Raw genomic sequence first — 14,858 nt, forward strand, 5'->3', positions numbered from 1 at the left:
CGTTCCACCACTGGCGGACGATTGCTTTTTCTTATGCTAATTTAAACTTCTCTACAATTTCCTGCAATTCAGAAGCGATATTCTTCATGCGGGTTGTCGATTCTGCAACGCGCTCCAATTCGGCTTGCTGGGCAATCGATGAGGCGCTGACTTGTTCTGCTGAAGCAGCGGTCTCCTCTGAAACGGCAGACACACTTTGGATGGACAGAATGACTTGATCTTTATGCGTAAGCATTTCAGTCAACTCGGCTGTCAATTCCATAATCGTTTGGCTCATCTGTTCAGTCAATTCCGCGTTTTGTTTAAAGGACGATTCCGTATTTGTTACAGATTCATTTTGTCCTTCCATCATTTGAAGATTAGAGTCAATGACAGACACGGTTTGTCGTGTTTCTTCGATTATCTCGTGAACAGTTTGCTGAATAATCTCTGTTTCCTTCCTTGATTGTTCAGCAAGTTTTCGCACTTCTTCTGCAACGACAGCAAATCCTTTGCCATGTTCTCCGGCACGGGCCGCTTCGATGCTGGCGTTCAATGCAAGGAGATTAGTTTGTGCAGTGATATCTTGGATAGAAGCAATCACATTGTTGATTGCGGTAATTTTATTCGAAAGTGCGTCTATTTGCTGCTGGACTTTCGTATTCATTTCATTTGCAGAAGCATTATGCTCCCGTAATTTTCCGACCTGTACCATACCTATATCTGTTGATTCAACAGTCTTCTTGGATAGCATAAGCATCCCGTCTGCAAGCTTGGATAGCGCATTAATCTGCTCTGCCAACTCGGCCATACGATTGCTAGTCACTTCGGTATCTTCGGATTGGTTTGATGCTCCGGTCGCAATTTCATTCGTCGCCAATGAAACTTCCTCGCTGGATGCCACAATTTCTTCAAAAGCGTGGTGAACATGCGCAGTGGAATCACTTAACTCATTTGACGAAGAAAGGACCGCGCCAATTGCTTCGTTTGTCTGTCGCAGCATATTATTATAAGCGCTCGCAACAGCACCGATTTCGTCATTATGGATGTATTTATCGTCTACATATTGTGTAATGTCGCCAGTTGCAGCCGTTTCGATGGACCTTTGCAAGTACGAAAGCGGCTTTAATTGTTTATAGATGAACCACGCAGTCACTCCTGCCATTATAATTACCATGACAATGGCTGCAATGACCGTGACGATTAATATAGAGTTGAAAGTCGATAGGATGTTCGATTGCGGCAACACAGTTTGCACAGACCAGACATCATCTATGTTATCCAGCATAATTGGCGCGAATGTATTAAACGACTTCTCATTCAGACTCTTAGAATCCACATACAATGTTCCAATCTCTCCACGATCCAGTTGCTCCTTCATGTTGTCCCAATCAATTGAGTCTTTCATATTCGTTCCAATCATTTCTTCTTTCAAGCTGTTCGCCGTCAAGTTGCCAGCTTCAGTTATGATAGAGGCATACCCACCGTCCGGTTGAATCGATGTCACCAAATCATTCAGGAAGTCAATGGTTAAGTCTGCTCCCAATACACCTATCAACTCACCAGATTCGGTTACAATCGGCACAGACATAGTCGTCATTAACACCAATTCGCTACCCGAATCAAAGACGTGAGGTTCTGCCAGGACAGCTCGTCCTTCATTTTTAGGTATCGAATACCAATTTTCAACTCCAGCATTATCGTATCCAACAAGACCTCTCAAATCGATATTGTTGTCTTCTTTGAATAGGTAAGGAATAAACCTTTTAGTCGAATCAACCAGTTTATTATCCACCTGATCGTCTAGCGGAATTGAACCACTTTCGAACACAGCAGCCAAACCGATTGCGTCGGCATTATCTTTCAAATTCCTTTCCATAACACTGACAATTTCCTCAGTTGTAAGATTCCCTTGTGCATGCAACGTCTCAAACATACGCTTTGTCGTATGTAGCATTTCGTCCGTTTTGCCAAACCTGGAACTGATCAATTGGGCATTGTACTTTGTACTTTCTACCGTATACTTTTCAGCTTCTGCAACGGTTTTCCCATATAAAATTGTACTTGTTATCAATGTATAGGCAATAAATAAAAGCAAAAACAATCCGATAATTAAACCGGATAACTTCCAAGCAATACTTTTCTGTTTCTTCAACCTCAAATACCTCCATTAGTACTAGATTAATAGAATTATAGCAGACCAAAACACACAAATAAAGAACAGTCGTAAAGTCCCATATTTCAAAAAACATAATAAAAAAAGAATGGTTCGCCAATTCCAGCGAGACCATCCTTTATCTATAATGATAATATTAATCTTCCCTCCAACAGTCGGCACCTTTCAAACTAGAATCCGCTTTAAACACAGGATTCTTCCCTTGTTTCCGTTGCTTCGTATAATCATCCAAAACGCGGAAAGCAACTTTTCCAAGAGCTAGGATGACGAGGAGGTTTATGATCGCCATTAAGCCCATGAATAAGTCCGCCATGCTCCAGACGATATCCACTTTTGCCATTGCACCGAACATGACCATGACGAGAACCAAAATGCGGTAAAGCATCATCCAAGACTTATGCGCGTTAATGAATTCGATATTCGTTTCACCGTAGTAGTAATTTCCAACAATCGAGCTGAACGCGAAGAACAAGATTGCAATTGCGACAAAATAAGGCGCCCAAGAACCGACGTGAACAGCCATCGAACTTTGTGTCAGCAAAATGCCGCTCTCTTCCCCTTTATCATATAGCCCAGCAAGGATAATGATGAAAGCCGTCGCAGAACAAATGATGATCGTATCGAAAAATACACCAAGACTTTGAACAAGCCCTTGTTTCGCCGGATGCGAAGAAGTCGCCGTCGCTGCAGCGTTCGGCACACTCCCCATACCCGCCTCGTTTGAGAATAAACCACGTCTAATCCCTTGCATCATGGCAGCACCAATACCGCCGCCAGCCATTTCTTTAATACCAAAAGCATGCTCAAAAATAAGGGCAATCATTGCAGGAACTTCCGTAATGTTAATGGCAACAACGTAAAGCGCTATAAGCAAATAGAATACCGCCATGATCGGAACGATGGATTGCGTTACTTTGACAATCCGCTGTACGCCGCCGAAAATGATTATCCCTGTAAGTACGACAAGAACTAGTCCGACAACCCAATACGGAAGATTGAAAACATCATGGAACGATTGGCTGATCGTGTTTGATTGGACAGAGTTGAATATAAAACCAAAGCACAATGTCAGTAAAATTGCGAACACGATTCCTAACTTCCGAAGGCCTAACGCCTTCTCCATGTAATATGCTGGCCCTCCGCGGAATGTATTGCCATCGCGCACCTTATATACTTGCGCAAGTGCACTTTCGATGAACGCTGTCGCCATGCCGATAACGGCGATGACCCACATCCAGAAGACAGCGCCCGGTCCGCCAATTCCAATTGCCAGCGCAACGCCAGTTACGTTCCCCGTACCGACTCGCGAAGCCGCACTGATTGTAAACGCCTGGAATGCTGAAACGCCATGGTCGCCTTCTTTTTTCTCAAAAATAAGTCTGAACATCTCTCCAAACAAACGGAACTGTACAAATTTCGTCCGAATCGTAAAGTAAAGACCAATGAGCAATAAAAGCCCGATCAGTATGTATGTCCAAATAAAATCATTCGCCGGTCCGACGAGCCACTCTAATACTCCCACACTGTTCACTCCCTCTTTATCATAGTAACTCTCTTACTATCTTTACCCTGTCATGCTAAAAAAACTCACGTTTTGAAAAATGAAAAACCGCTGAGCCAACATGGGCTCAGACGGTATAGAAGCTTTCGTGAAAGTGCTTCATCTTCATATTTATTCTGATTTGAATATTTTATCATCGACTCCGTATTTTTCAACCTATTTTCGAAAAAAAGTATCGAATATTGCCGGAAAGTATTGGTTATCACCGACTTGAGGCGATTTATCACCGACTCTCGGTAGCTTATCACCGACTCTCAGCACTTTATCACCGACCCGCCCTTTTTCGCATGCAATTCGCCAATCAAAGCGCAGCTTTCACCGTCTTCCGATAATATCCGACCGTCAGGAAAGCGAACACGAGGTAAATCAATGCATAAATGCCCATTGCGAAAGAAGCGGGCAACGTAATATCAGACATGAACATGAACGATGCTGCTTTTATCGCGAAAATCGAATGCAACAAGCCAATCAACAATGGTAAGCCGAAGACGAACACTTGCTTACGAACGATGCCTCGCATAATCTCTTGCACTGTAAAGCCCAATTGACGCAATGTTGCATAGCTGCTTCTTTCCTGTTCCGCCTCCGTCATTTGCTTGAAATACAAAATACTGCCTGTCGAAATGAGGAACACAAGACCTAAAAAGCCAGAGATAAAAATGAGCAATCCGTTGTTTTCCATAGAACGAACATATTGCGAATAGTAATCAAATCCATGCAGATCATTTTCCTCATTAATGCGCTTAAAGATATCAGAAGCCTCAATAAGCTGATCTTGATCCGGCACATTGATGGCATAGGTGTTTGAAATTCGCCAACCGTTCCCATCATTCGCAAATTGATCTTTTAATTGTTGATAGAACGCATCTTTCACAACAAGTTGTGTTGCCGCCGAAGAGTTTAATGCATTTCCTTCGCTCACTTTCACAACTTTCATGTTAGATGTTATTTCACTATTTGATAACTCAACATTGAATGGGACATCAATCGATTTCAATAACCAGTAAATGCCTGCATCATAAAGGTAAGCGGCATCGGAATCAGGAATTTTAATGTCCGCACCTGCTTCCTGCAATTGTTTGTCGCTTATAATATTTGCTCCAAACGATGTAGGTATCATTTCTGGCGCACTTCCGTCTTCAAATTCGCCCTCGACTTGCAAGGTTTCAACTGTTGAATACGTATACGTTATATTATGCTTATCCAGCTCACTGACAAATTGCGCGGACGCTTTTTGACTATCATCGTACCAAAAATTATCAAAAGAAAAATCAAAAGGATATACTAGGCGAAGTTCCTTTTCGGTCGAATAGTAGAGGGAATACGCACCCGCCAACATCGTCAATGTCATTGCGGATAATACCGTAATGATTGTCAGTGAATTTGCGTTGCCCTTCATCCGATGCATGATTGGCGCAATCGACAAACTGTTATTTAACCCGAGATGACCTTGTTTCGTTTTGCGGATTTGGTAAAATAACCAGCTGATCGTCACGCGGAAGACAAGATAAGTTCCTAAAATGGTCGTAGCCAAAACGACGATCATATTAATGAATAGCAAAGCATTCATCATATGAGCGGATAGCCAATATCCAAAGGCGATAAGCGCCATTCCTAAAATGGCAAGGAATGCTGATCTGAATGCTTTCGGCTTTTTCGGATGCTCGCCCTTCTTTTCCGCATTGAATAATCCAAGCAATGTATTTCGGTAAACGGAGACGATCATTTGAATCGATGTGAGGATGATGATTCCAATGAATACAATCACTGTCTGGATGACTGCGGCCGTCGAAAACTCCACTTCGATAAACCCATCAAAGCCGATTAGCTTCATTAGCAACAATAAAAATACGCGTGATACGAGAATTCCTACGCCGATCCCAATGGCCAACGCCCCGGCGCTAAGCAAGGAGTTTTCGATAATCAACAGACGCGAGACGGAGCCTTTCGTCAGGCCAATCAATTGATACAGCCCGATTTCACGGCTTCTTCTTTTCAGGAAAATCGCATTTGCATAGACGACGAAAATGCCCGCAATGAATAATAATAAAAACCCAGCCACTTTAAACGCCGCACCCATGCTGCCACCTGAACGCGCCACTACTGCAGGATCATGCTGCAACGTCGCGAAGACGAAGTACAGGACGACACTTAAAATAAGCGCGAAAAAGTATAAATAATAATGCTTAATGTTTTTCCGCATGCTGCGGATGACGAAATCAAAGAGCGTCAACGCTGTCACCCCCGAGGACACCTTGGACTTTCAGGATTTCCTGGAAGAAGGCTTGTCTCGTTTTGTCGCCCCGGTACAGCTCCGAATAAATATTACCGTCTTTCAAGAAGACGACCCGGCTGCAATAGCTCGACGCGACAGGGTCATGTGTGACCATCATGATCGTGACGCCACGCTGTTTATTGACATCCTCCAACGTTCCAAGCAAGGAAGACGCCGATTTGGAGTCAAGCGCGCCTGTTGGTTCATCTGCGAATACCATCGATGGCTTGTTGATGAGTGCGCGCGCAGCAGATGTCCTTTGTTTTTGACCGCCTGAAATTTCATGTGGATATTTATCGGCGAGCTCTTTAATGCCTAATATATCAGCTATTGACTTGAACTGATCCTCCGCCACCCGCTTTTTCATTTTGCCTAGCGACACTGGCAATAGAATATTTTCTTTCACCGTCAGCGTGTCAAGAAGATTATAATCCTGGAAGATGAATCCTAATTTATCACGTCTGAATGCAGACAGCTCACGGTCTTTCATCTTCGAAATATCAGCATCTCCAATAAGGATCGAGCCTTCCGTCGTGCGGTCAATCGTCGCAAGAACGTTCAATAACGTTGTTTTCCCTGCTCCAGAAGCCCCCATAATTCCGACGAACTCCCCTTCCATCACTCGCAAGTCGATCCCTTTCAATACTTGTTGCACATTGCCCCGCGTTCCGTACGATTTCCGGATGTTTTGGGCATGTAAAACTGTTTTATGTTGGTCCATCATTGTACCCTCCCTGTTTGCTATATCCTTATCTTAATGTGCGAACTTCTTTTGGTCGTTTGATTTAGATGACAAACAGGTCGGTCAATGTGACAATGTTGTCACGTTCGTGTTGCGTCAAACTCATTTTCTGTAGAAAACGTCATGTTCATCGTCGTTCCTTTGTTTATTTCGGAGTGGGCTAATAAGGAAATCCCGATTTTCTCAGATACTTGCTGGGCGAGATACAAACCGAGCCCTGTCGCTGCATTATGCAGTCTTCCCGTGCCCCCGGTGAACCCTTTGTCGAAAACACGGGGAAGATCGTGAGCCGGGATTCCCAGACCTTCGTCTTTAATTGATAAAACCGGATGTCCCCCTGGCGAACGGTGTGCCGCAATACAAATGGTGCCCCCGTCCGGACTGTATTTCACCGCATTCGTCAGCAATTGCCGGATGATGAAGCGACACCACTTGCTGTCCGTGAGCACTTCCATTTCCTCGCCTTGAATATCCACAGCAATGTTTTTCTCGATGCACCATGATCGAAGCTCACGTATTTCGGGTGTAATGAGCTGATGTACTTTAATCTTCTCCAACACATAATCCGTTCCGAGCGACGGTAATCGTGAAATATAGAGCTGCCGGTCGATAAGCAAGTGTACTCGCAGCCAATCCGACTCGATTTTCCGGATGGCCGTATCTTGCCGATTCGCATCAATCGTCATTTTCATCGAGGTGAGCGGCGCCTTCACTTCATGCACCCATGCCGCAGTATAATCGCTTTCCATAAGGTTTACAGCTTTCATTTCCGACAGCTTTTTCAAATGATCATTTGCCACTTGCCGCAACAGATCATTCGTCGTCTGGTCCCTCGTGAAAAGCGGCTCCGGCAACCCCTCCTGCCAATCCCTTGAAGGATCTTCGGAAATACGAAGAAGTTCTCTCATGAAATGCGTCTCTTTTTTATAACGCCAGATGAGGAATAACATGAAAATAGCAATTAGAAGCATGTTGAGGTAAACAAGAGAACTCAACCTCATCGCAAGACCTTTATCAATCCAAATAAGTGAATCTGTCAATACGAGTGAAGCGGCAAAGAGGAGTATCCAGCTTTTCATATCCTTTACATATTGAATGAACATCGAATTCCCCCTATAGGCTGACCGCCATATATCCCATACCTTTTTTTGTAAGAATCGCGTCACCAAGTCCGATGTCCGCAAGCTTTTGGCGCAGCCGCGTCACATTGACCGTTAATGTATTGTCGTTGACGAACCGCTCATCATCCCATAATTTGCGAATCAGCTCATCACGTGACACGATTTCATCCTTCGCTTGGACGAGCACCGCCAAAATGAAAAACTCATTTTTCGTCAACTCCACCTCATGGCCATCGAGCCGAATGATGCCGCGCTTCATATCGATCATCGCGCCATTCCATTCAAGCACATCCGCCGCCTCATCCGCCGTATACGCATACGTTCGGCGAAGCGTCGCCTGGATCTTTGCAAGAAGCACATCCGTATGGAACGGCTTCTGAATATAATCATCCGCCCCCATATTCATCGCCATCACCATATCCATCGGATGATCCCGCGACGACAAGAAAATGATTGGCACTTTTGAAACCGCCCGGATTTCCCGGCACCAATGGAACCCGTCAAACGCAGGAAGTTGAATGTCGAGTATGACAAGATGAGGCTTTTCCTGGATGAAAGACTTCATCACATCATGAAAATCTATTGGACCTGACACATGAAGCGACCACTGGCCAAGTCGCTCTTTAAGTGAATTGTAAATCGCAGAATCATCCTCCACGATGAAAATATTCATATCCATATCCGCTGCACACCCTTTCTTTCCTCATTATAATGGTGTGAGGTTGACTTGGAAAAGATTATCACCGACTTGAGTGAGTTTATCACCGACTCTCGGTGTGTTATCACCGACTTAAAAGAGTTTATCACCGACTCTGGACTCGTTATCACCGACTCGCTAATTTTCAATAATTTAAGCTGGCCAGAAAACTATTTCTCAAAGGGTTATATCCCTTACCTCGCAAGCTCTCACAACAATCATTTCCCTCCGTGTAAACGATTGCAATCAACAGAAAAATCGAATTCTTGATGTTTCAATTCTCGAAGTATGTTATACTATCTCACAGAGGCTTTGCTCCTGACCAAATTCAGGCGGCAAATCGCTTTCTTTTTTTTACCGTTGTTTTATTTTTTCATTCGATTTTTTACGGAATACAATGTTGTAAAAAAACAATAGGAGGTACGTATGCTTAAGTTTGAAAACGTAAGTAAAGTGTATGAAGATGGGTTCAAGGCTGTTGACTCTATCAGCTTTGAGATTCCAAGAGGAGAGCTGCTCGTTCTCATCGGGCCGAGTGGTTCTGGTAAATCGACAACGATGAAAATGATTAATCGGATGGAACCGCATACAAGCGGGAAAATTTCGATAAACGGAAAGGACAATAACTCATATGTCGCTTCCGAGCTGCGAAGAGGCATCGGCTATGTCATTCAACAGATTGGGCTATTCCCCCACTATACAATCGAAAAAAACATCGCCATTGTTCCCCAGTTAAACGGATGGAGCCCAGATAAAATCAAACCACGAGTCCACGAACTACTGGAATTGGTCGGACTGGATCCAAAAATCTACGCAAATCGCTATCCGAAAGAACTTTCCGGTGGACAGCAGCAGCGGGTCGGTATCGCTCGCGCACTTGCATCCGATCCTGAAATCATCTTAATGGATGAACCGTTCAGCGCATTGGATCCAATTACACGAGAACAATTGCAAGGTGAACTCATTTCACTGCAGAAAAAATTGAATAAGACAATCATTTTTGTAACTCATGATATGGACGAAGCACTCAAAATGGGTGACCGTATCGCAATTATGAAAGACGGCAAACTACTACAACTGGACACTCCCGAGAAGTTACTTCATGAACCCGCCCACGGTTTTGTCGAAGAATTCATTGGCAAGCATCGAATCATTCAAAACCCTGAACTGATGCCTGTCATTGACATTATGTCAGAATCTGTCGTCACTTCACTTCCTCAAAGTTCTCCCGAAAAGGCAATCTCACTTATCCGCCAGAGGAAAATCACAGATCTCATTATTGTGGATGAATCAAAAGCTTTGTTAGGTATAGTGTCTGCCTATGATGTGATCAAGAGTGTAAACAGCATCCGGACGATTGCAGAAATCATGCAACCAATCGGGCACTATTTACGTGATTCCGCTTCCGCAAAAGACGCTATCATTATGATGGACGAAACGCCGTTCGGCATGATTCCTATTGTCGATGGAGCGAACAAGGTTGTCGGACTCGTAACACGCGGCTCGTTGCTATCCGCATTGTCGGCTCAGTGGACAGAAACTGAGGTGGTCGCCATATGAATAACTTATCCATCTGGCAACAATTGACTGAACAATCACAGATGCGGTGGAGAGAAGTTCTCGAAGCGACATCCATCCATATCCAGCTTGTATTCTTTTCCATGTTGATCGCCATCGTTCTCGGTGTATCTCTCGGCATTCTTGTCACGCGGGTGCCTAAACTTGCGACACTCGTACTTGGCGGCAGTGGCGTCATGCAGACAATTCCTAGCCTTGCGTTACTTGGCTTTATGATCCCAATTTTCGGTATCGGCGTTAAAACAGCGATTGCAGCACTTTTCCTATACTCCTTATTGCCGATTATCCGAAACACGTACACGGGCATCAACGACGTCGACCCGGCTACGCGGGAAGCTGCAAAGGGAATGGGAATGACGAGCATGCAAATTCTTTTCAAAGTGGAATTACCACTCGCGATTCCCGTCATCATGGCCGGAATTCGAACTGCCGCTGTCATTAACGTCGGTAACGCTACTCTTGCCGCATTCATCGGCGCAGGTGGCCTTGGCGATTTCATTTTCCTAGGAATCACGCGTGGTATCGACGGACTGATCCTACTTGGCGCAATCCCTGCTGCACTACTAGCTATTATTTTGGAAGTGTTCTTCGGCTCGGTTGAGCGCTGGACGACACCGAAAGGATTGAAAGCGGAATGAGGAAGAAACTCACTTCATTGCTGCTTATTGCAGTTGTTGCAAGTATGCTATCGGCCTGCATTTTAATTGAAACAGATTCGTTGACGCTCGGTTCACGGAACAACACAGAAAGCATCATCCTGTCGCACGTCATGGGGCAGTTGATTGAGAATAAAACAGACATAAAAGTGATCTATAAAGAGAATCTCGGCGGATCTAATGTGGTGTGGAATGCAATGCTGAACGGTAATCTTGACGTCATTCCCGATTACACGGGGACGATTGTCGTGACGTATTATCATGAAGAGCCGGGGACAGCCGATGAAACGTTGGAAGCGACAAGGCGTCTCGTTGCTGAAGACGGCATTGTCGCTTTTAACACATTCGGCTTCAACAATACGTACACGCTCGCATTAGATGAATCAAAAGCCGAAGAACTCGGCGTTGTCACATTCAGCGACTTTGCTGCCTACTCGGAAGACTTCACATTAGGCGCTGTCTTTGAATTCATCGACCGCCCAGATGGCCTGCCTGGTTTTCAGAATGAATATGGGCTGAAGTTCGATGCTGTAAAAGGCATGGATCACGGCATCATGTACCGTTCGATCAATGCAGGCGAAGTAGACGTCATTAACTCCTACACGACAGATGGCCAATTGCAGGAATTCGACTTACGCGTCTTGGAAGACGACAAATCGTACTTCCCACCGTACCACGCGCTCCCGTTAGTGCGGGAAGAAACGCTTGAGGAATATCCTGAAATCGAAGAAGTCCTAAAGCAGCTCGAAGGCATGATTGACGAAGAAGCCATGCAAAAAATGAATGCCAAAGTCGACAACGACGGCATGATGGTCGAAAAGGTCGCGAAGGAGTTTTTGGTGGAGAGTGGGTTGATTGAGGTGGAATGATTGAGTGAGCTGAGCCGGTTATCACCGACTCAGAAAGGTTTATCACCGACTCTCAATGCGTTATCACCGACTTGAGAGAGTTTATCACCGACTCTTAGCACTTTATCACCACCTCTCCATTTTTCAACAAACAGCGCCGATCACAAGCACCCTTTTCATAGATGAATTTATTTATCATCTACCTTTAGGGAGTTATCACCGACTCAGATAGGTTTATCACCGACTCTCGATCCGTTATCACCGACTTGAGCGAGTTTATCACCGACTCTTAGCACTTTATCACCGACTCTCCATTTTTCAACAAACAGCGCCGATCACAAGCACCCTTTTCATAGGTGAATTTATTTATCATCGACCTTTAGGGAGTTATCACCGACTCTTAGCACTTTATCACCGACTGGACATTTTCCCAGCAAAAAAGCGCACAAATTATGTGCGCTTTTTGCTTTCCATATGAAATTTTAGAGTGTACGACCTGTTTCGCTTAGCCCCTTCTACTTCTAAATCCATAGACGCCAAAAGCCGATGCGCGGTCTGCTGGCGGTCGACCCTGAGAAACTCTCGACAATCCTTATTCCTCATTCCTCCGCCAAATAATAAAAACCAGTCACGAATCGCTTGCTGATGCGCATCCCTGCTTCTCCCTTCACAAGACAGACAGCGCCACCCTCCCATATATTTTTCCATGCCAATAAACCCACACCCCGGGCAGATCACGCCCGTGCGGATGTCGCTGCGTCTGATCGAATAAGTTTCACAAATTGGAGATGGAATAAAAAAACGATGGCCGCTGTTAAGCTGCGCTAAAAGGGTGGCAAACGTTTCGTCATCCAACAATGGGGAGGTTGTTGGGAGTTTGCGGATGAATGTGGGGACCGCACTTGGAAATAAAACAGGGATTTTCGTATCGAATACTTCGATGCGTTGGCTGGCATAGGCGAGCACAACTGCTCCGTATACCGGCAATGATAGATCTCGGCTGTACAGCCAGTCTTGAAACAATTCACAGTTGCTTTCCAATTGGGCAATTGGACTTTTGAAGCCGCTCACTTGACCTGAATCGAGCACGCGGATCATTTGTGGCGGGTTTTCCGTCACCGTCAATTCACCCGCAATGTTTTTCACTTCAAACAAAACCGCATACCAAGGAGTGATGAATAGCGTGTCCACTTGAAAATTTGTACTGGAGGCTAGCGATAAATCGTGGAAAATGCCATGCTTCATCGAAAAAGCATAGCTCTCAAACACTTTGTCCAATTCCTGCTCTCCGCCAAATCCGGCCTGTACGGCCGCATACTTCGAGCGCAAAACAGGAATCGCTTCATGGTGAACTGGCAATCGCTTAATCGCCGCCTCCAGCCCTTCTAACAATAGTGGTGCTTGTCTTTCTTTATGAATGAATAGTCTCAGCTCCTCTTCTATTTATTCCGCTATTTACTAGTTTAGCATGTTAGTCTAATTATTCAATCAAACTCCAAATACTCCCACACATTTCCAAACGGATCGCGGAAACTAATATATTTTCCCGGCGGACAGTCGGCAGGCTCTCCGATGATTAATTCCACATGGTGTTCTTTAAGCACCGCAAGTGATTGATGGATATCATCGCTTTTCAACGTGAGCACAACCCCTGAAGACGTTTTATCATATCCCGCATTCTCCATTTCCTCTAACACGATCGGCAGCTCCCCATGGACAAGCGTTACAATTTTAGGACTGTATTCTTTATTCACCTGAAACCCTAACACTCCGGTGTAAAATTCAACCGCAACTTTCATATCCGGTACATAAATGCTAATTACACAAACTTGTGTCATACCTCTTCCCCCTCCCTTTCCCCTATGTACATATCAATCATTTTTCGTAAAAATCTCATCGATTGATCTTCCACATTAATTTGCAGTTGAATCCATTCATACTCCCGTTCAAGCAATCGGCTTATCAGAATAACCGCCTGCGCATGGTTTCCAGGCGTAATGGCCTCAAGAATTTCCGTCAGCTCCGCTACAACGGAATCCGGCAACGACCGTTCAATCGTCTTCAAACCTAACTTCGCGCGTTCCGGCGCATATCGATAAAGCAGCACCCTCCCTAAATGGTGCACAACATTCGTCAGCATCTTAACCGCCCAAATGTCATTTCCTCGTGCAGCCGTCTTCGAGTGTTGGAATAAAAACCAACCCACATCCATTACATCATCCCGATATTCATTCTCGGACAGCGCCAACCCTTGCGTCTCCATAAATTCATCCAATAACCGATGCGGATCATACAGCACCTTGAAATGGTCACCGCCAACGAACGATTCCTTCGTCACAGTGAATAAATCGATATGCAACAGATCATCAAACACCGCAATAATTTGGGGAGCGACAATGAAAATATCATCGACCAATATAATGTCACGATACGCTCGCAAATGTTCCATCCGACCGGCAAGAAACCCCTTCTGATCCTTCTTTTTCACCAAGCAATAAAGGTCAACATCAGAATGCGCATCATGCTCTCCCCTCCCCATCGATCCTTTCAGAAAAATCGCCTGTACAAGCGGGTCACCCTTCAAACTCGCAGCAATCTTTTCAACAGCCAACTCTTGCGGCAACATTACTTATACGCCTCCACGTACTCCTCATAATCCAGCACTTCGATTACCTCTGACCAATGCAGCACCGTCCCAACAAAATCCCGAATATCCAGTCCTGGCATTTCGTACGTTTCATCTGTATTCGCAGTTCCTGTTGCATCCTCAATGAATGTCACCTTAAAACCACGGTCAAAAGCGGAAATTGCCGTAAACAAACAGCAAAACTCAGTATTGAAGCCAGTAATGAATACATGATCCACTTCCAACTCTTCTAACAAACCCGCCAATTTGGTTTTAAAAAATGAACTTGGTGTTTGCTTTTCAACAACAACTTCCGCAAACCTTTTAATGGATGGATGTAGTTCTGAACCTACAGAACCCCTGTAAAGTGGACTTTCCTCTATATCATCAAAATGCCGGATAAAAATAACCGGCTTCCCTTTCCCTGTAAAGTCTCCGATTATATTTGTAATCAAGTTTAATTCAGCATTGAAATCACCAGAATCAACAATCCCATTTTGCACATCAATTACTAACAAAGCTTCCATACTCACACCCCTTTTCAAAATTATGTTCTATACCAACGGCCGTTTCTCCTTTATTAATTGAAAAAATAGAAT

Annotated in this window: 13 protein-coding genes; 3 read left to right on the forward strand and 10 right to left on the reverse strand. The window is 44.6% G+C overall.

Annotated features, from left to right (window positions below; all coding sequences use genetic code 11):
• Nucleotides 1–31: 31 nt before the first annotated feature.
• From ACR65H_RS02070 to ACR65H_RS02095, 6 genes are all read right to left on the reverse strand, one after another.
• Nucleotides 32–2,134, reverse strand: coding sequence for a methyl-accepting chemotaxis protein (locus ACR65H_RS02070; protein WP_440498396.1), 2,103 nt, complete (start codon nt 2,132–2,134; stop codon nt 32–34).
• Between the two features lie 157 nt (nt 2,135–2,291).
• Nucleotides 2,292–3,677 carry an alanine/glycine:cation symporter family protein gene (locus ACR65H_RS02075; RefSeq protein WP_440498397.1) on the reverse strand — a complete coding sequence of 462 codons (1,386 nt, stop codon included), beginning with the start codon at nt 3,675–3,677 and terminating at the stop codon, nt 2,292–2,294.
• Nucleotides 3,678–4,017: 340 nt separating this feature from the next.
• Nucleotides 4,018–5,958 (reverse strand): FtsX-like permease family protein, encoded by a 1,941-nt coding sequence (locus ACR65H_RS02080; protein WP_440498398.1) that lies wholly within the window; start codon nt 5,956–5,958, stop codon nt 4,018–4,020.
• Nucleotides 5,936–6,712 carry an ABC transporter ATP-binding protein gene (locus tag ACR65H_RS02085; RefSeq protein ID WP_429918641.1) on the reverse strand — a complete coding sequence of 259 codons (777 nt, stop codon included), beginning with the start codon at nt 6,710–6,712 and terminating at the stop codon, nt 5,936–5,938. Before ACR65H_RS02085 ends, ACR65H_RS02080 begins: the two co-directional genes overlap by 23 nt.
• Before the next feature lie 101 nt (nt 6,713–6,813).
• Nucleotides 6,814–7,836: a sensor histidine kinase gene (locus ACR65H_RS02090; RefSeq protein WP_440498399.1), complete on the reverse strand. Its 1,023-nt coding sequence runs from the start codon at nt 7,834–7,836 to the stop codon at nt 6,814–6,816.
• A gap of 10 nt (nt 7,837–7,846) precedes the next feature.
• A complete protein-coding gene (locus ACR65H_RS02095; protein ID WP_440498400.1) occupies nt 7,847–8,533 on the reverse strand; it encodes a response regulator in 687 nt (228 codons plus the stop codon).
• Nucleotides 8,534–8,977: 444 nt separating this feature from the next.
• Here ACR65H_RS02095 and ACR65H_RS02100 point away from each other — a divergent pair, with 444 nt between their 5' ends.
• Genes ACR65H_RS02100 through ACR65H_RS02110 form a run of 3 tightly spaced genes read left to right on the forward strand, consistent with a single transcriptional unit; the run spans nt 8,978 to nt 11,654 of the window.
• Nucleotides 8,978–10,111: a betaine/proline/choline family ABC transporter ATP-binding protein gene (locus ACR65H_RS02100; RefSeq protein ID WP_440498401.1), complete on the forward strand. Its 1,134-nt coding sequence runs from the start codon at nt 8,978–8,980 to the stop codon at nt 10,109–10,111.
• Nucleotides 10,108–10,767 (forward strand): ABC transporter permease, encoded by a 660-nt coding sequence (locus tag ACR65H_RS02105; RefSeq protein ID WP_440498402.1) that lies wholly within the window; start codon nt 10,108–10,110, stop codon nt 10,765–10,767. Before ACR65H_RS02100 ends, ACR65H_RS02105 begins: the two co-directional genes overlap by 4 nt.
• Nucleotides 10,764–11,654 (forward strand): glycine betaine ABC transporter substrate-binding protein, encoded by an 891-nt coding sequence (locus ACR65H_RS02110; RefSeq protein WP_440498403.1) that lies wholly within the window; start codon nt 10,764–10,766, stop codon nt 11,652–11,654. Before ACR65H_RS02105 ends, ACR65H_RS02110 begins: the two co-directional genes overlap by 4 nt.
• 429 nt (nt 11,655–12,083) lie before the next feature.
• Here the strand turns inward: ACR65H_RS02110 and ACR65H_RS02115 are convergent, their stop codons facing one another.
• The 4 genes from ACR65H_RS02115 to ACR65H_RS02130 form a co-directional block, all read right to left on the reverse strand.
• Nucleotides 12,084–12,992 carry a nuclease-related domain-containing protein gene (locus ACR65H_RS02115; RefSeq protein ID WP_440498404.1) on the reverse strand — a complete coding sequence of 303 codons (909 nt, stop codon included), beginning with the start codon at nt 12,990–12,992 and terminating at the stop codon, nt 12,084–12,086.
• Nucleotides 12,993–13,117: 125 nt separating this feature from the next.
• Entirely contained in the window at nt 13,118–13,471 is a 354-nt protein-coding gene (locus tag ACR65H_RS02120) for a VOC family protein (RefSeq protein WP_440498405.1), read from the reverse strand.
• Nucleotides 13,468–14,259, reverse strand: coding sequence for a nucleotidyltransferase domain-containing protein (locus ACR65H_RS02125; RefSeq protein ID WP_440498406.1), 792 nt, complete (start codon nt 14,257–14,259; stop codon nt 13,468–13,470). Before ACR65H_RS02125 ends, ACR65H_RS02120 begins: the two co-directional genes overlap by 4 nt.
• Complete coding sequence (locus ACR65H_RS02130) at nt 14,259–14,786, reverse strand: cysteine hydrolase family protein (protein WP_440498407.1); 528 nt, start codon at nt 14,784–14,786, stop codon at nt 14,259–14,261. Before ACR65H_RS02130 ends, ACR65H_RS02125 begins: the two co-directional genes overlap by 1 nt.
• Nucleotides 14,787–14,858 lie beyond the last annotated feature (72 nt).

The organism is Sporosarcina sp. SAFN-015, from assembly GCF_059415085.1.